The organism is Mesorhizobium sp. M0960 (assembly GCF_040319055.1).
Classification (GTDB): domain Bacteria; phylum Pseudomonadota; class Alphaproteobacteria; order Rhizobiales; family Rhizobiaceae; genus Mesorhizobium.
The window spans coordinates 106992-122768 of the sequence record NZ_JAMYNN010000004.1 but is presented as its reverse complement, the minus strand read 5'-3'; the positions used below and the strand labels follow the sequence as shown (position 1 = coordinate 122768).

Sequence of the window (15777 nt, the reverse complement as noted above, 5' to 3'; positions counted from 1 at the left end):
CGCGCTCATTTCCTGCCTGCATTCAAATTGTAATGCATGATCGAGCCGTGGCGGCCGTGACGGTCGCGTTCCAATGTGTAGACGTCGCCCAGCGGCCCACGGCTTTGCGCGATCACGGCAGCGATCCTCGCCCGGTCGTCGGCATCGAGCGCGATGTCCATGATTCTGGCATTGGCAAGGGCGTGCGCCTGGTTGCGGGCGCCGACGATGACGGCCGCCACTTGCGGCTGCTCCAGCACCCAGGCGCTGGCGATGGTGGCGATGTCGACGCCGTGGTGGTCGGCGACGGCCTTCAGTGTGCGAAGCAACTCCTGGAAAAGCTCCCAACCGCCAAAGTCGTCGATGATCAGCTTGTATTTGACCAGCGACCGGTTTTCGAGTGGCGTTTGAGGCTCGGCAACGCCTAGCCATTTTTCGCTGAGGAAGCCGCCCGCCACCGAACCGTAGCAGAGGAAACTGACGCCGTGCTGGCTGGCGAGCGCCGCAAGGCTGTTGGCCGGCCGCTGGTCGAGTACCGAGTATTGCAGCTGTTGGCTGACCAGCGGCACGCCGGCGGCCAGGATCTCGGCCAGCCGCGGCGTGTCGAAATTGGTGGTGCCGATGTTGCGCACCTTGCCTCGGAGACGCAGGTCGTTGAGCCAGCCCATCGCATCGACGTAGCCCGGCAGCGCATAGTCCCACCAATGGAACTGAACGAGATCGAGCCGCTCGGTCTTCAGCCGCCGCAGCGACTGGTCGACGATGCTGCTGATGTAGTCGCGGCTGATGCTGGAAAGCCTTTCGAGGTCAGGCACCAGCTTGGTGTGCACCTTCATCTTGGCGGCGGCGTCGAGGCCGCGCTCATTGGCAAGCCGCAGGCGCGCGGCACCGATCAGTTCCTCGACGCCGGTATAGATGTCGGCACAGTCATAGGTCCCGATGCCGGCGTCGAACGTGGCGATCAGGTCGGTTACCGCCTGTTGGCGGTCGATCGCGCCGTGCCCGCCGGCAAGCTGCCAGCCGCCACGAATGACGCGCGAGATCGTGTAGCCGGGGCTGAGCTCGAACGCCTTGGCGGTCATCTCTGGTCAGTCTCCTTGGGCAGCGGCACAGCCGTGGTTTCTGAATGACTGAACCACCGCTTGCCGGTCCTGACGATCCTGAGCCGGCTGGCGCAATTGGGATCTGGACAGGCGATCTCGGCATCCGAAGTCATCCAGTCGTTCCTGTGGGTCGGGCGTTGCTTTGCGGCCAGAAGCGGCAACACTGCCGCAATGGAATAGATCGAGAAGCCCTGCCCCGTCGGCATCGACAGCATCTCGCCCTTCAACTCGAAATAGTCGCCGGCCTTGGCACCGCAATAGATCGGCTTGCCCTCGGGGACGACCGCCTCGACGCGAAGGTCGAAGAGTTCGAAACTGTCGTCGGCCATTCAGATCTCCACCCGGGTGAAGGTGATGTCACAGGCGCCGTTGCGGCGGATCGCGCCACAGGCGGCAGCGAATTGATCGCGCTCTTCGGGACGCACCTGCGCGACGACGCTTCCGGCAAGCCAGCCGATCGGGAACAGCAAGCGCGCGCCCGGTCCATAAAACAAGCCGATGTCGAAGATGGCATTCGGGTTGCCGCCCCACATGCGCGGCGGCACGTAGGACAACACGATGTCACCCGGCTGCGGCGTTAGCGTTGCGTTCTCCGCCGGCAAGGGCCTGGCATAGGTTTGGCCCTCAAGTTCGGCTGATGGAACCGGGCAGGAGATTTCCGGCCCGGTCCACATCGCATGGATGCCGGCAACGACGCGCGGCTGCTCGAGATAGGCCAGCAGGAAGGCGGCGTTGTCGGGCGCCTTTTCAGGCAACAGCAGCGCGGTCACGGAAAGCTTCGAGCGTGGCTCGGTGATCCTGATGCCAGGCGTCGTCATGCCCTCAATCCTTCTTTGCTTGCGGATTGGAGCTTGTCGCGCAGGAAGGCGAAGGGCCGGCTGATGTCCGCCACCAGCGCCTCGCGCGCTGCCTGGGCATCCTGCCTGGAAAGCGCTGCGACGATACTACGATGGTAGTGGGCGGTATCGACTTCACCGGCATCGGAAAATGCGTAAATGGCCACGCGAATGCACGGCCCGGATTGCAGCCACAGGCTCTCGATCATCGGGATCAGCACGGCGGAGCCACAGCATCGGTAGATCTCGAAGTGGAAGCTCTGGTTGAGCGTCGCCTCGCGGTCGATATCCTTCTTGTGCTTCAGCGCCCGCATCTCGTCCCATTGGCCCAGCATGGCTTCGACCGTGGCTATCTGGCGCGAATTCATGCGTGTAGCGGCAAGTGCTATCGCTTCGCCCTCTATGAGGGAGCGGGCGCGCAAGAGGTCGTCGATACGCTCCAGCGTGATAGGCGGCACGCGCACCGAGCGGTTGGGAAGCGCCTCCAGCGCCTTCTCGGTGATCAACCGCCCGAGCGCCTCACGCACCGGCATGGTACTGGTGATCAGCGCGTCGGCGAGGCCACGGATGGTCAGCACCTGACTCGGCTCAAAAAGGCCGCCGATTAAGGCACGGCGCAACTCCGAATAGACGCGATCCTGCACGGTTTCGCGGCCGACCGGCGTAAGCTGGGCTGCGATCGTTTCGTTATTCCGTTCGATGGCGGCCTTCTGCATGGGCAGTCCCGGTCTTGGCCCGTTTTCGGCTTGCGGAAGAAATTAAAGCCGAATAGCGTGATCAAAGCAAGTGTGATCACAAATCAAATCATAGGCAACCGAAGATCGCTTTCGGCCAGAGGGATTGATGAGCGACACGACGGAACGGCAGGAGGAGATCCGCACGCCGGTTCTGACGGCCAGGAACGTCGTCAGACGCTTCGGCGGCCTTGTCGCGGTCAACAATGTCTCGTTCGACGTCCAGCCAGGCGAAATACTTGGCCTTATCGGTCCGAACGGCGCCGGCAAGACCACGATGTTCGACCTGCTGGCCGGCAGCATCCTGCCGACCAGCGGCGAAATCCTTCTCAACGGCGTATCGGTGTCGGGGGAAGCTGCCCATCGCCGCATCGGCCGCGGCCTTGGCCGCACGTTCCAGATCCCCCGGCCCTTGCCCAATCTGACACTGATCGAAAACGTCATGCTGGCCGCGCAGGGGCAGGCCGGAGAAAGACTGCTCGCCAATTTCCTGACGCCGCGGCGGGTCGCCACCGAAGAGCGGGCGGCCGAGACGAGAGCCATCGAATTGCTTGAGCTCGTCACGCTCGCCCGCCTGGCGCACGAGCCGGCGCGCGTGCTTTCGGGCGGCCAGCGCAAGCTGCTCGAGCTGGCCCGCGTCATGATGGCCGATCCGGCAATCATCCTGCTCGACGAACCTGCGGCCGGCGTCAATGCGACGCTTCTTGAAGTCATCATCGACCGCATCCGCGATATCAACAGAAGCGGCATCACCTTCCTGCTGATCGAGCACAATATCGACATGGTGACGCGGCTCTGCCACCGGGTGCTGGTCATGGCAAGCGGCCAGCTGCTGTGCGAGGGCACTCCGGACGAGGTTGCGCGCGACCCGCGCGTCATCGAGGCCTATCTCGGAGGCGCTGCATGAGCCAAACGGTACTCGACGTCCGCGGTCTCGAAGCCGGCTATGAGCCCGGCGTGCCGATCGTGCGCGGCGCTTCGATCACCGTCGACCAGGGCGAGATCGTCGTCGTCCTCGGTCCCAACGGCGCCGGCAAGTCGAGCCTTATCAAGGCCATCGCCGGCCTTGTCCCGATCACCGGCGGCACCGTGCTGCTGGACGGCAAGGACATCACGGCGGCGCCCGCCCACACCATGGTCCGCCTTGGCCTTGCGTTCGTGCCGCAGACCGAAAACATCTTCCCGCTGATGTCGGTCGAGGACAATTTGAAGGTCGCCTGCGGCATCCTGAGGCCGCGCGAGATCCCTGCCCGCATCGAGGAAATGTATGCGGCCTTTCCCGATCTCGCCCGTCAGCGCAGAACGGCCGCGGGCAATCTCTCGGGCGGACAGCGGCAGATGCTGGCCGTCGCCCGGGCGTTGATCGTCCATCCCACGGTGCTGGTGCTCGACGAACCGTCGGCCGGCCTGTCACCGAAATTCGTGGCGATGGTGTTCGAGATGCTGGCCGGTATCCGCAAATCCGGCGTCACCATTCTGCTGGTCGAACAGAACGCCAAGGCAGCGCTTGCGATCGGCGATCGCGCCTACGTGCTGGTCGAGGGCAAGGACCGGCACCAGGGCATCGCCTCCGAGCTCTGGAACGATCCTGTCGTCGCCGAGCTCTATCTTGGCCAGCGCCGCCCCGACCTTGGAAAAGGAGGCGCGGCATGAACCTGCAATTCGTCGCCGACGGGCTGCTGGCAGGCTCGATGATCGGCCTCGGCGCCATCGGCGTGACGCTCACCTATTCAATCCTGCGCTTCTCGAACTTCGCCCATGGCGACTTCATGGCCTGGGGCGCCTATGCGACGCTCGCCGTGGTTGGCGCTATCGGCGCGATGTTCGGCAAGATCGCGCCGATCGCACCCCTCTCCTTCGGCTGGCCGCTGATCGTCGCGCTCATCATCGGCATGGCGGCCACCGGCCTGCTTGCGCTGGCGCTCGACATGGTGCTGTTCGCGCGGCTGCGCGCCAAGGGCCAGGCGATCATCGTGGTGATGGCGAGCTTCGGCGCCTCGATGGCGCTGAGAAGCCTGCTCGAATTCATCTTCACCTCGCGTCCGACCTATTTCAGCCGGGCGATCCAGATCGCCATGCCGATAGGCTTCGGCATTCGCATCACCCTGGACCAAATCGCGCTGCTGCTGCTGACCGCCGTTCTGGTGCTCGGCGTACATCTTTTGATGACGCGTACCCAGACCGGCCGCTCGATGCAGGCGTTGAGCCAGAACGCGGCACTTGCCCGCATTGTCGGTATCGACGTCGCCAAAGTCGTGCGCGTCACCTGGATCATCGGCGGGGGGCTGGCCTGTGTCGCCGGCGTCATGATCGGCATTCTCATTCAGATCCGCCCGTTCATGGGTTTCGAGATGCTGCTGCCGATGTTCGCGGCCGCCATCCTCGGCGGCATCGGCAGTGTACCCGGCGCCGTTCTCGGCGGCTTGATCATCGGTTTGGCCGAAGCCGGCGCGGTGCAATTGATCGGCGCCGAATGGCGGGCGGCCATCTCCTTCATCATCCTGATGGCGGTGCTGTTCGTGCGGCCTATCGGCCTTTTCGGAGTGGGGGAACGCTGATGGATCTGCTCGGCTACGGCGCTTTCTTCCTGACCACCGCGCTGATTTTTTCGCTCGTCACGCTCGGGCTCAATTTGCAATGGGGGCTGACCGGGCTTTTCAATGTCGGGGTCGCCGGCTTCGTTGCCATCGGCGCCTACACCTCGGCACTGCTGACCACGCCCGACGATGCCGCGCGACTCGGCGGCTTCGATCTGCCGATCCTTGTCGGCTGGCTGGGCGCCATGCTGGTGGGCGGTGTCGCCGCCGCCATCACCGGCATCGCCACGCTGCGCCTGAGATCGGACTATCTGGCGATCACCACCTTTGGCGTCGCCGTCGTCGTGCAATTGGTGGCTCTCAATGCCCAGACGCTGACCGGCGGCCCGTTCGGCATCGGCTTCATTCCGCGTCCGTTCGGCGGTCTTGCCGAAACCCCATTACTGTTCAACCTGTCGAATCTTGCCGTCGTCTCGGTGGTGACGCTGATCGTCTATCTCGCGCTGGAGCATCTGTCGCGCAGCCCGTGGGGGCGCGTGTTGAAGGCGCTTCGCGAGGATGAGCGGGCCGCGATATCCCTGGGAAAAAGCGCGCGGTTCTACCGGGTCCAGGCCTTTGCCGTCGGCGGCGCCATCATGGGGCTGGCCGGTGCGCTGCAGGCGCATTTCACCGGCTTCATCGCCCCGGACAATTATTTGCCGGCGCTGACTTTCCAGGTCTGGGTGATGCTGATCGTCGGCGGCTCGGGCAGCAATATCGGCGCCGTCATCGGCAGTATCCTGGTCTGGGCGATCTGGGCCGGATCAGGAGCCTTGACGAGTGTGTTGTTCTCGCCCGAACAGCAGGCCCGCGCCGCCTCACTGCAGATCGTCGCCATCGGCGTGATGCTGTGCGTCATCCTTCTGGTCAGGCCGAACGGCCTGTTCGGCGACAGGCCGCGACGCGCAAGGTTCGGCAAGGGCGCGAAAGCGGCTCCGGACGAGAGCGCTGCACGGTCATGAGCAACGTTGCCGTGCCACGCGGCCTTTCGCTGTGGCACGCCGTCGGCCGCAACCGCCGCGACCGGCCGGCGCTCGAAGGTGCACTCGATGTCGATCTGGCGATAGTCGGCGGCGGATTTTCGGGCCTTTCAACCGCGCTGCACACCGCCGAAAGAGGCATCTCGGTGGCCGTCCTCGAGGCGGAAATCATCGCCTGGGGGGCAACCGGCAGGAACGCCGGCTTCGTCGTGCCGAATTTCGCGAAAAGAGACCCCGACGATATCATTGCCCAGCTTGGGCCCGAACGCGGCGAACGCCTTGTCGATTTCGCCGCCGGCAGCGCCGACCTCGTCTTTGCCCTGATCAAGCGGCATGCCATCGAATGCGATGCCGTCCAGAGCGGCTGGATACAACCAGCCCATTCACCGGCCGCTTTGCAAAAGACCAGATCGCGCGCCGAACAATGGGCACAACGCGGAAGACAGACTGTCGCGCTGGACAGACAGGCGGTCGAAGAGCTGACCGGGGTTCGCGGTTATCTCGGTGGCTGGATCGACAGATCGGGTGGCGTCCTCAATCCGGTCGAATATGCGCGCGGATTGGCCGACGCGGCGGAAAAGGCCGGTGCGCGCATCTTCGAACATACGCGGGTTAAATCGATCGAGCGGACAGGGGGTGGCTGGACTCTGAAGACGGCCTCCGGTTCGGTCCGTGCCGAAAAAGTGCTGGTCGCCACCAACGCCTATGGCGGACAGCTCGAGCGTACGCTCCAGCGAACCTACTTCCCACTGAAGATCTTCCAGATCGCGACGGCGCCGCTGCCGCGCGAATACCGCACCCGGTTGCTTCCGGGCGGGCAAGGCGTCGGCGACACCAGGCGCAATCTTTTCACCTTCCGCTTCGATGGCGAAAACAGGCTGATAACCGGCGGCATGCATGTTTTTGGCCCCGGTGCCGACACGCGGGTGCCGCGGGCGATCTGGCGACGGCTTGCCAGGCATCTCGATCTCCCGGGAATGCCGCCGATCGACTACAGCTGGTCGGGCATGGCTGCAGTCGAGCCCGACTTCCTGCCGCGCCTCGTCGATCTCGGCCCCGGCCTGGTTGCGGGCTTTGCCTGCAATGGGCGCGGCATCGCCATGACGACTGCCATGGGCAAGGTGCTTGCCGACTGGGCTGATGGAACAAAGCCTCAGGATTTGCCGCTGCCGTTTGGACCGTCGTCGCCGATCCCGTTCCACAGCCTGATGCGGCATGCACCAAACATGGTGCTCCCCTGGAGCATGCTGCGCGACCGGCTGGATGGCTGATCGACGCGCGTGTCCGTCCGTCGTCCTGATACCCGAACTGCTAGACTCGCTCACATCATGTTGTTAACGACAGCGGATGAAGCAGAACTATCTTTATCTCATCATCGGCGCTTTGGCCGTCGCCGTCATTGCCTTGGGCATCTATGTTTATCGCGAGGAGACTAAGCCGAAAGGCGTGGAACTTCGTATCGACGATTCCGGCATTTCGGTTCAGGAAAAATAGACCAGATATTCGTGTTGCCCGACTTTACGCTAGACGTCGGCTTGCACCGTTTCAGCCAAGCTCCAACGTCGTTATCGCAAAAACCCCGGACTGCATGAGCTGCGGCGCCCTTCCCTTGTACATCCGAGCTGTCTCGAAGCCGGGTTGAAGGCCGGCGGACGACAGCAAATCTGCAAATTGCCCGCTGGTCTCGGGCACGTCGAGATGGACGTTTCCGGGACCGGACATGTGCGCGAGTGCGGCGAAGAGACGGCTCGCTGCATCCAGGCTGTCGGCAAAGAGCGGGCCGATCTTGCAGCCGTCCCGGCATTGGCGCGCGACGCCATATCCTGCAATGGCGCCGTGCTTGACGATCGCATGGGCCATATGCGGCGGGCGCAGCCAGTGCTCCAGGAAGGATCGCCTCGGGCCGGGAAAGAAGCGGCGGTCATAGTCCAGTATGTCCGGCACGAGTTCCGGCCCTACGGCGCGAATGTCGCTGCCGGCGGCTGCCGGGGCATTCGACGACCCCATGAGCCGTATCGTCCGGTAGGCCGGCGCAAAACCCATGCTGCGGTAGTTGGCCTGTTGTTCGACGACGCCGTCGAGGCCGATCGTGCGGTTGTCGAGCCGCGCCATGCCGGCATCCCAAACGGCCTTACCATGGCCTTGGCCACGCCTGTCCGGCCGGCAGATATACAGGCCGATGAAGCCGAATTCCTCGCCATAGGCAACGGCTGAAATGCCGGCCGCCATCTCGCCGTCGATAAAGGCGCCGATGAAGCCCTGCGGGTCGGCTGTCTGGAACAGCGCTGCGTCGCTGAGGCCGGGGTTCCAGCCTTCCGCCGCCGCCCAATCGACAAGGGTTTGCATTTCTTCACGTGCGAGCGTTCGGATCGTTCGGGGCATTGCGATCACTCGGCGGCATCAGGCGCGAAGGACTTCAACGCACCATGATAGGGCTTTGCCAATGGGCTTGCATAGGCGCCGCGCTTGGATGTCGTCAGGCCAAGCGTTATCAAGGCCTCGGCCTGCTTGACTGCGGCGCCGACGCCGTCGATGACCGGAAGCCCGAATTCCCGCTGCAGCGCGGCCGCCAAGTCGGCCATGCCGGCACAGCCGAGCACGATCGCTTCGGCGCGATCCTCGTCGATGGCGCGCGCAATCTCGTTGCGCAGCTTCAGGAGCGCATCGGATGCCGGATCTTCGAGGGCAAGAACCGGGATATCGGCAGCGCGCACGCGCGCGCGCCCCGCCATGCCATAGCGCTGCACCAACCCTTCGACCGGCACGTGCGAGCGTCCGGTGGTGGTGACGACGGTGAAGCGCTGGGCGATGAACGAGGCCGTGCTGAGCGCTGCCTCGCAAATGCCGATGACCGGAATGTTGGCCATGGCGCGTGCGGCGTCGAGGCCGGTGTCGTCGAAACAGGCGATGATCGCAGCCTGCGCGCCTGAGCGCTCGCCGGCAGCGATCTCGACCAGCAGGCCGGGTACGGCAAGCGCTTCATCGTAATAGCCTTCGATCGAAACCGGGCCCATCGTCGAGGTGACGGCAACGATCTTCGTCGATTGACCAGCGACCGATCGGGCCGCCGCCGCAATAGTCTCGGTCATGCTGGCGGTGGTGTTTGGATTGACGACGAGGATCTGCACTGTCAGGCACGCTCCCGGCGGCGGCCGACATAGACGATTGCGCCGAGCGTCAGCAGGATCACCAGAAAGGAAAACACGGTCGTCACTGTACCGAGCGCATAGAGCACCGGCGTCGTCACATTCGTCGTCATGCCGTAGATTTCGAGCGGCAGCGTGTTGAAGGTCCCCGAGGTCATCAGCGTGCGGGCGAACTCGTCATATGACAGAGTGAAGCCGAACAGGCCGACACCGATCAGGCTGGGCGCGATCATCGGCAGAACGACATGGGCGAAGGTCTGCCACGACGATGCTCCGAGATCCCGCGCGGCTTCCTCATAGGCCGGCGAGAACCGGTTGAAGACCGCGAACATGATCAGCACGCCGAAAGGCAAGGTCCAGGTCAGATGGGCGCCGAAAGCAGACGTGTACCAGGCGGGGCGGAAGCCGACCTGCTGAAAGACGACGCCGATGCCGAGGCTGATAATGATCGACGGCACGACGAGGCTGGCGACGGCCAGATAGAACAAGGCAGTTGCGCCGCGAAATTTCTGCCGGAAGGCAAGGCCGGCAAGCAGCGACACGACGACCGTGACGATCATCACCATCAGGCCAAGGACGAGCGAGCGTTTGAAACTGCCGCCGAAATCGCCGACCGCCTGGCGCTCGAACAGATTGGCGAACCAGTGCAGCGAAACGCCGTTCAACGGAAACGTCAGACCGCCATTCTCGCCCTGGAAGGACAGGATAAGGATCGCCGAAAGCGGGCCGTATAGGAATAGCACGAAAAGCGCGAAGAAGGCCGCCAGCACGTAGAATTCGAAGGTGCGCTTGTCGTGGCTCATCGCCTCACAGCTCCTTGCGAATATCGACGATGCGCAGGATGCCCGCGACCATCAACAGCACCAGCACCAGCAGCACGACGGCGTTGGCGGCGGCTGCCGGATATTGCAGCAGCGACATCTGGTTTTTCATCATCAGCGCGACAGAGGCGCTCTGGCCGCCGGACATCACCTGCACCGTCGAAAAGTCGGCCATCACCAGGGTGACGACGAAGATGGTGCCGATCGCCATGCCGGGCTTGGCAAGCGGGATGACGACGTTCCACAGAACCTGCCAGCCGGAAGCGCCGGCGTCGCGCGCGGCCTCGATCAGCGATTTGTCGATGCGCATCAGCGTGTTGAAGATCGGCGTCACCATGAACAGCGTATAGAGATGCACCATGGCCAGCACCACGGCGAATTCGGAATAGAGCAACCATTCGATCGGCTTCGGGATCAGCCCCATCTCCACCAGCGTCGAGTTGACCAGGCCATTGCGGCCAAGCACTGGAATCCACGAGATCATGCGGATGATGTTGGAGGTCAGGAACGGCACGGTGCAGACGAGGAACAGCACCATCTGCATGGCTGTGGTTCTGATGTGGAAGGCGAGGAAATAGGCGACCCAGAAACCGATGAACAGCGTCAGCGCCCAAACGATGGCGGCGTATTTCAGCGTGTTCAGATAGGTTTTCCAGGTGACCCAGGAGCCGAGCGTGTCGGCATAGTTGGTGGTCAGGAAATCCGGATACATCGCCGCGAAATCGTAGTCCCAGAATGAGACCACGGCGATCATCAGGATCGGCAACAGGAGGAACGCGCCGAGGATCAGCGCCAGCGGTGCCGCCTGGAGATAGGGTGCGACGCCGGCAAAGGAGCGCCTAGGTCTGGCCGGCTTCGCAGACGTAACGTGCGTGGATTGTTCGAGCGCTACTGCCATCTATCTCTCGGTCCAAGTCGGCGATGCGACTGAGGGGTGTTCCCTTCTCCCCGTGTGGGAGAAGGTGGCCGAGCGAAGCTCGGTCGGATGAGGGGTGTTCCAGCTTGGCACCAACAGTGCTCCGTCCAGCACCCCTCAACCGTCTTGGCGCTGCGCGCCAATCCACCTTCTCCCACAAGGGGAGAAGGCAGAGGGCATCAAGCAGCGATGAACTCGTTCCAGCGCTTTACCATATAGCGGTCCTCGTCCATGACCGAGTTCCAGCAGGCGACCTTGCCCATGCGCTCTTCGAACGAGCCGCCGTCACGCACGGCGCCTGCCTTTTCCATGACCTTGCCGTCCGGCGACAGGATATCGCCCTTTGCTGGCTTACCTTCGATCCAGTAGCCCCATTCGTCCTCGGACATGAACTTCTTGGCCGACACCATGTTGGCCGAGTAGTAGCCCTGGCGATTGAGGTAGCCGCCCACCCAACCGGACGTGTACCAGTTGATGTATTCATAGGCGGCATCGAGTTCGGCGCCGGAGAGATGGGCTGCCAGGCCAAGCCCGCCACCCCAGGACCGGTAGCCTTCCTTGAGCGGCTGGAACCGGCACGCGATGCCCTTGGAGCGGACCGCGGCCACGGCCGGCGACCACATCGACTGGATCACCACTTCGCCTGAAGCCATCAGGTTGACGCTTTCGTCGAAGGACTTCCAGAAGGCACGGAACTGGCCGTCCTGCTTGGCCTTGATGAGGAAATCGATCGTCTTGTCGATCTCCTCCTTGGTCATGTTGCCCTTGTCGGCATATTTGATATTGCCAGTGGCTTCCATGATCATCGCCGCATCCATGATGCCGATCGACGGGATGTTGAGGATGGCTGTCTTGCCCTTGAAGGCCGGATCCATGATGTCGGCCCAGGTGGTGATGTCACGGCCGACGAGGTCGGGGCGGATGCCGAGCGTATCGGCATTGTAGATCGTCGGCACCATGGTGAACCAATTGGTCGGCGCCTTGGCGAATACCTTGCTGTCCTGCGCCTCGACGTAACCGACCGTGTGCGGCGCGGTGCCCTGGGCGATGACGCTGTCCGGCGTCAGCTTGCCGGTTTTGAACAGCGGCACGAGCTCGTCGTAGTATTTCAGCTTGGTGACATCCATCGGCTGCAGGACGCCTGTCGGAAACACCTTCTTGCAGATCCAGTATTCGATATCGGCGATGTCGTAGCTGTCGGGTTGCGTTACCGCGCGCTGGGCGGCGGCATCGGAATCGGTTGCCGTCATCTCCAGCGTGATGCCGAGATCCGCCTTGCACTTGTCGGCGATGGCATTGAGGTTGGACACGCCGGTGCCGAACTGGCGCAACGTGATGTTCGATTGCGCCCAGATGGTTGGAAAGCCTGATATGGCGCCGGAACCGGCGGCAAAACCGACGGCGGCGGCGCCTGTCTTGAGCAGCGAGCGACGCGATATTCCAGTCTTCTTGTCTGTGGTGTTGGTCATGTTCAGTTCCCCTGTTTTGGTTGGTTATGCTGGATTTCAGGAATCGAGACGGCCAAGGACGATCGCGTCCTCGGCGTCCCAGGCGATCGGCACTGCGTCGCCGACGGCAACCGGGCTGGCGAAGAAGCTGGTGTCGTCGACGATCACCGTGAAATCCTCGATGCCCGCGCCATTGACCGAGAGCTTCACGGTCGAACCGCGGTACTCGACGTTTGAAACGATGCCGGTGAAGCCGAGCCCCGCCGCCGGCGGCTCGCCGATCCGCACGTGGTCGGTGCGAATGGCGATGTCGATGGGCTCCCCGGTCGCCCTGCCCTGCCCGCTGGCGGCGAGCGTGACACCGCCGGGCACATCGAAAACAACCATGCCGTCACGACTACCGGTGACGCGGCCGGAGATGACATTGTGGTCGCCCATGAAACGAGCGACGAAGGCCGTGGCCGGCCGCTCGAACACCGTGCGAGGGTGCGCCGCCTGCTCGATACGGCCGTCGTTCATGACCACGATCAGGTCGGCCAGCGCCATCGCCTCTTCCTGGCTGTGGGTGACGTGGACGAAAGTGATGCCGAGCGACGTCTGCAGCTTCTTCAGTTCGGCCCGCATGCGGATCTTCAGGAACGGATCGAGCGCCGAAAGCGGTTCGTCGAGCAACAGCGCCTCGGGATCGGTGATCAGTGCGCGCGCAAGAGCAACGCGCTGCTGCTGGCCGCCCGAAAGCTGCGCCGGACGGCGGCTGGCATATGCCTCCATCTGCATCAGCTTCAGCATGTCGAGTGCCTTGGCGCGGCGCTCCTCCTTGCCGACGCCTTTCATCTTCAGGCTGAACGCGACATTGTCGATCAGGTCGAGATGCGGAAACAGCGCGTAGGATTGGAACATCATGGCAGTGCCGCGCCTGGCCGGCGGCAGGTCGGTGACCACTGTGTTGCCGAGCCGCACATCGCCGCTCGATATGCTCTCGTGCCCGGCGATCATGCGCAGCGTCGAGGTCTTGCCACAGCCGGACGGACCGAGCAGGCAGCAATAGGTTCCCGCAGGGATTTTCAGGCTGATGCCTTCGACGGCAGTCGTCGTGCCATAGACTTTCGAAACGGACACAATGTCGATTTCGGCGGCTTTGGACATCCAGCTTCCCCTTTGGTCGGATTAGCCAAAGCATCATGCGTGCCAGTTCCGCGCCGCCGCACCAACCGACTGAATCCTCGAAGAAATCAGGGCTGCATCGACATGGCTGCCGATATGGCATCCTTGTGCAATGCACAAATTATAGGCGATCGCCGCCGATCCTCGCAAAAATCGCATGCAATCTTTTTCATCCCTGTATTCACTTTGTCTCTCGTCCAAGCGATGCGATTCAGGGTAGAAGTACGCAGGATCACCGCCATGAACATTGCCGACCAGACTTTCCCTGCTATCGAGGCCGCCAACGAGGATCGCGCGCAGGCGATCCGCGACCAGTTGCGCGACGCGATCGTCGATCGCCGGCTGGCGCCCGGAACCAAGCTTTCCGAAGGCGAAGTCGGCACGCTGTTCGATGTCAGCCGCACCGTGGCGCGCGCCGCACTGCAGATGCTTTCCTTCGAGGGATTGGTGCGCACCGAGCGCAATCGCGGCGCCTTCGTCGCCAATCCGTCGCCGGAGGAAGCGCGGCAGGTCTTTGCTTCGCGCCGGCTGATCGAACCCGGCATCGCGATTGCCGCCGCCGGGCGGATGACGCCGGCGCATGTCGTTGCGTTCAAGGCCCAGCTCGATGAAGAGGGCCGTTTCATCGCCGAACGCGGACCGAACGCAAGGCGATCGGAGATCAAGGCGTCGGGGGATTTTCACCTGCTTCTGGCGTCGGTCGCGGGAAACGTCATCCTGCAGCGCTTCATGGAGGAATTGGTCGCTCGTTCATCTCTGGTGATCGCGCTCTATGGCCGCTCGGGTATCTCGAGCTGCGGCCACAACGAGCACACGCAGATCCTCGATGCGCTGGAAAATGGCAATGCCGAACGCGCCAGCGCGCTGATGCTGCACCACATCGACCATATCGAGGCCGACCTCGATTTGCGCGTCAGGAGCGGCCCGGCACTCAGGCAGGCGCTCGAGTTCTGAGATCGCGTCAACGCACGATCCTCACGCACATCGGCGTGCCGATGCCGATAGATCGGCCGGTGTCGGTCAGCCGGCCGGTTGCGGCATCACGGGCGAAAATCGAGATGCGGTCGGCATTCTGGTTGGCCGAGAACAGATGGCCGCCCGAGGGCGTCAGTGCCAGATTGCGCGGCGTGGCACCGCCGCAAGGCGTATAGTCGACAAGGGCAAGCCTGCCGGTTTGCTGGTCGATCGAAAACACGGCGATGCTGTCATGGCCGCGATTGGAGCCGTAGAGAAAGCGGCCGTCGGGCGAGATCTGGATGTCGGCACAGTGATTGCCGTCGCGTGCCTCGGCCGGCACGGCCGGCTTGCTGTCGACCACTGTAAGCTTGCCTGATGCTTCGTCCAGCGCCAGCGAGACGACCGTCGAATCCAGTTCGTTCATGACGAACACGAAGCGGCCGCCCGGATGCAGCGCGAGATGGCGCGGACCTGCGCCGGGCGCAAGCGCCGACTCGGCCAGTTTGGTCAGGCTGCCGTCTGAGCCGATGCGGTAGGACACCAGCCGGTCGATGCCGAGGTCGGCGACGATCGCAACACCGCCGGCAATCGTCTCGGTTACGCTATGGGCATGCGGCCGCTCCTGGCGTGCGAGGTCTGGTCCGGTCCCGCTATGGGCGACGCTCGACAATGGCGCGGTCAGGCCGCCATCGTCGCGCAGTCCGAAGACCACGACCGAGCGATCGGGGCCACCCTCGCCCATGCCGTAATTGGCGACCAATAACTTCGTCCGGTCGCGCGTGATGGTGTTGTGCGCCGTTATGCTGCCCAGCGTCGGCTGCTTATTGATGTAGGACAGCGTGGCGGCCTGCCTGTCGAAACGGTAGGCCGAGACCACGCCTTCGCGCCAGGTGAACACTTCGGAATTGGCGTAGATGTAGGAGCCATCCGGCGTCACCGACAGGAAGGTCGGATTGTCGATGCCTCCCGTCTCGGCCAGTTTCTTCGTCTCCAGCGCCCCCTCGTCGAAACTATAGACGCCCAGCCCGACGCCGCGCGCGCCCTGAAAATATGGGGCGTCGCGATTGAGGCTGCCGACGAAAACCAGACAGGCATTCTGCATCATTTCCTCCTGTTC

Annotated in this window: 18 protein-coding genes; 7 read left to right on the top strand and 11 right to left on the bottom strand. The window is 63.3% G+C overall.

What is annotated here, in order from left to right; translation table 11 throughout:
- Window positions 1-5: 5 nt before the first annotated feature.
- Genes NKH63_RS11355 through NKH63_RS11340 form a run of 4 tightly spaced genes read right to left on the bottom strand, consistent with a single transcriptional unit; the run spans window position 6 to window position 2634 of the window.
- Window positions 6-1061 (bottom strand): aldo/keto reductase, encoded by a 1056-nt coding sequence (locus NKH63_RS11355; protein ID WP_352482750.1) that lies wholly within the window; start codon window positions 1059-1061, stop codon window positions 6-8.
- The gene (locus NKH63_RS11350; protein ID WP_352482752.1) at window positions 1058-1411 is read right to left on the bottom strand and encodes a TIGR04076 family protein; all 354 of its coding nucleotides are present in this window, start codon (window positions 1409-1411) and stop codon (window positions 1058-1060) included. The genes NKH63_RS11355 and NKH63_RS11350 overlap by 4 nt, the downstream gene beginning before the upstream one ends.
- The gene (locus NKH63_RS11345; protein WP_352482754.1) at window positions 1412-1900 is read right to left on the bottom strand and encodes a DUF3830 family protein; all 489 of its coding nucleotides are present in this window, start codon (window positions 1898-1900) and stop codon (window positions 1412-1414) included.
- Window positions 1897-2634: a GntR family transcriptional regulator gene (locus tag NKH63_RS11340; protein WP_084642406.1), complete on the bottom strand. Its 738-nt coding sequence runs from the start codon at window positions 2632-2634 to the stop codon at window positions 1897-1899. The genes NKH63_RS11345 and NKH63_RS11340 overlap by 4 nt, the downstream gene beginning before the upstream one ends.
- A gap of 127 nt (window positions 2635-2761) precedes the next feature.
- On the opposite strand from NKH63_RS11340, the gene NKH63_RS11335 reads away from it, so the two are divergent.
- The 6 genes from NKH63_RS11335 (at window position 2762) to NKH63_RS11310 (ending at window position 7702) form a co-directional block, all read left to right on the top strand.
- Window positions 2762-3559, top strand: a complete 798-nt coding sequence (locus tag NKH63_RS11335) for an ABC transporter ATP-binding protein (RefSeq protein ID WP_352493944.1) — start codon at window positions 2762-2764, stop codon at window positions 3557-3559.
- The gene (locus NKH63_RS11330) at window positions 3556-4305 is read left to right on the top strand and encodes an ABC transporter ATP-binding protein (protein ID WP_023716680.1); all 750 of its coding nucleotides are present in this window, start codon (window positions 3556-3558) and stop codon (window positions 4303-4305) included. The genes NKH63_RS11335 and NKH63_RS11330 overlap by 4 nt, the downstream gene beginning before the upstream one ends.
- Window positions 4302-5210, top strand: a complete 909-nt coding sequence (locus NKH63_RS11325) for a branched-chain amino acid ABC transporter permease (protein WP_352917870.1) — start codon at window positions 4302-4304, stop codon at window positions 5208-5210. The genes NKH63_RS11330 and NKH63_RS11325 overlap by 4 nt, the downstream gene beginning before the upstream one ends.
- The gene (locus NKH63_RS11320; protein WP_352482888.1) at window positions 5207-6190 is read left to right on the top strand and encodes a branched-chain amino acid ABC transporter permease; all 984 of its coding nucleotides are present in this window, start codon (window positions 5207-5209) and stop codon (window positions 6188-6190) included. The genes NKH63_RS11325 and NKH63_RS11320 overlap by 4 nt, the downstream gene beginning before the upstream one ends.
- Window positions 6187-7479: an NAD(P)/FAD-dependent oxidoreductase gene (locus tag NKH63_RS11315; RefSeq protein ID WP_352482760.1), complete on the top strand. Its 1293-nt coding sequence runs from the start codon at window positions 6187-6189 to the stop codon at window positions 7477-7479. The genes NKH63_RS11320 and NKH63_RS11315 overlap by 4 nt, the downstream gene beginning before the upstream one ends.
- 76 nt (window positions 7480-7555) lie before the next feature.
- Window positions 7556-7702, top strand: a complete 147-nt coding sequence (locus tag NKH63_RS11310; protein WP_352465989.1) for a hypothetical protein — start codon at window positions 7556-7558, stop codon at window positions 7700-7702.
- Window positions 7703-7753: 51 nt separating this feature from the next.
- Here NKH63_RS11310 and NKH63_RS11305 read toward each other — a convergent pair whose 3' ends face one another.
- The 6 genes from NKH63_RS11305 to NKH63_RS11280 all read right to left on the bottom strand — a co-directional run bounded on the left by NKH63_RS11305 (window position 7754) and on the right by NKH63_RS11280 (window position 13685).
- Entirely contained in the window at window positions 7754-8590 is an 837-nt protein-coding gene (locus NKH63_RS11305) for a GNAT family N-acetyltransferase (RefSeq protein WP_352482761.1), read from the bottom strand.
- 5 nt (window positions 8591-8595) lie between these two features.
- Entirely contained in the window at window positions 8596-9336 is a 741-nt protein-coding gene (locus NKH63_RS11300) for an aspartate/glutamate racemase family protein (protein ID WP_023716674.1), read from the bottom strand.
- A gap of 2 nt (window positions 9337-9338) precedes the next feature.
- Window positions 9339-10157 (bottom strand): ABC transporter permease, encoded by an 819-nt coding sequence (locus tag NKH63_RS11295; RefSeq protein ID WP_023716673.1) that lies wholly within the window; start codon window positions 10155-10157, stop codon window positions 9339-9341.
- Window positions 10158-10161: 4 nt separating this feature from the next.
- A complete protein-coding gene (locus NKH63_RS11290) occupies window positions 10162-11073 on the bottom strand; it encodes an ABC transporter permease (protein ID WP_352917869.1) in 912 nt (303 codons plus the stop codon).
- Between the two features lie 197 nt (window positions 11074-11270).
- The gene (locus NKH63_RS11285; RefSeq protein ID WP_023716671.1) at window positions 11271-12560 is read right to left on the bottom strand and encodes an ABC transporter substrate-binding protein; all 1290 of its coding nucleotides are present in this window, start codon (window positions 12558-12560) and stop codon (window positions 11271-11273) included.
- Window positions 12561-12596: 36 nt separating this feature from the next.
- Window positions 12597-13685: an ABC transporter ATP-binding protein gene (locus NKH63_RS11280; protein WP_352917868.1), complete on the bottom strand. Its 1089-nt coding sequence runs from the start codon at window positions 13683-13685 to the stop codon at window positions 12597-12599.
- A 258-nt stretch (window positions 13686-13943) separates the two neighbouring features.
- Between NKH63_RS11280 and NKH63_RS11275 the strand changes: the two genes are divergently transcribed.
- Entirely contained in the window at window positions 13944-14657 is a 714-nt protein-coding gene (locus NKH63_RS11275) for a GntR family transcriptional regulator (RefSeq protein ID WP_352845821.1), read from the top strand.
- Window positions 14658-14664: 7 nt separating this feature from the next.
- Here the strand turns inward: NKH63_RS11275 and NKH63_RS11270 are convergent, their stop codons facing one another.
- Entirely contained in the window at window positions 14665-15762 is a 1098-nt protein-coding gene (locus NKH63_RS11270) for a lactonase family protein (RefSeq protein ID WP_352917867.1), read from the bottom strand.
- Window positions 15763-15777 lie beyond the last annotated feature (15 nt).

Coding starts and splice junctions, on each gene's coding strand:
- NKH63_RS11310 (WP_352465989.1), top strand. CDS start 7,556: ATGAAGCAGAACTATCTTTATCTCATCATCGGCGCTTTGGCCGTCGCC.
- NKH63_RS11315 (WP_352482760.1), top strand. CDS start 6,187: ATGAGCAACGTTGCCGTGCCACGCGGCCTTTCGCTGTGGCACGCCGTC.
- NKH63_RS11330 (WP_023716680.1), top strand. CDS start 3,556: ATGAGCCAAACGGTACTCGACGTCCGCGGTCTCGAAGCCGGCTATGAG.
- NKH63_RS11345 (WP_352482754.1), bottom strand. CDS start 1,900: ATGACGACGCCTGGCATCAGGATCACCGAGCCACGCTCGAAGCTTTCC.
- NKH63_RS11340 (WP_084642406.1), bottom strand. CDS start 2,634: ATGCAGAAGGCCGCCATCGAACGGAATAACGAAACGATCGCAGCCCAG.
- NKH63_RS11290 (WP_352917869.1), bottom strand. CDS start 11,073: ATGGCAGTAGCGCTCGAACAATCCACGCACGTTACGTCTGCGAAGCCG.
- NKH63_RS11350 (WP_352482752.1), bottom strand. CDS start 1,411: ATGGCCGACGACAGTTTCGAACTCTTCGACCTTCGCGTCGAGGCGGTC.
- NKH63_RS11275 (WP_352845821.1), top strand. CDS start 13,944: ATGAACATTGCCGACCAGACTTTCCCTGCTATCGAGGCCGCCAACGAG.
- NKH63_RS11305 (WP_352482761.1), bottom strand. CDS start 8,590: ATGCCCCGAACGATCCGAACGCTCGCACGTGAAGAAATGCAAACCCTT.
- NKH63_RS11335 (WP_352493944.1), top strand. CDS start 2,762: ATGAGCGACACGACGGAACGGCAGGAGGAGATCCGCACGCCGGTTCTG.
- NKH63_RS11285 (WP_023716671.1), bottom strand. CDS start 12,560: ATGACCAACACCACAGACAAGAAGACTGGAATATCGCGTCGCTCGCTG.
- NKH63_RS11270 (WP_352917867.1), bottom strand. CDS start 15,762: ATGCAGAATGCCTGTCTGGTTTTCGTCGGCAGCCTCAATCGCGACGCC.
- NKH63_RS11280 (WP_352917868.1), bottom strand. CDS start 13,685: ATGTCCAAAGCCGCCGAAATCGACATTGTGTCCGTTTCGAAAGTCTAT.
- NKH63_RS11325 (WP_352917870.1), top strand. CDS start 4,302: ATGAACCTGCAATTCGTCGCCGACGGGCTGCTGGCAGGCTCGATGATC.
- NKH63_RS11355 (WP_352482750.1), bottom strand. CDS start 1,061: ATGACCGCCAAGGCGTTCGAGCTCAGCCCCGGCTACACGATCTCGCGC.
- NKH63_RS11295 (WP_023716673.1), bottom strand. CDS start 10,157: ATGAGCCACGACAAGCGCACCTTCGAATTCTACGTGCTGGCGGCCTTC.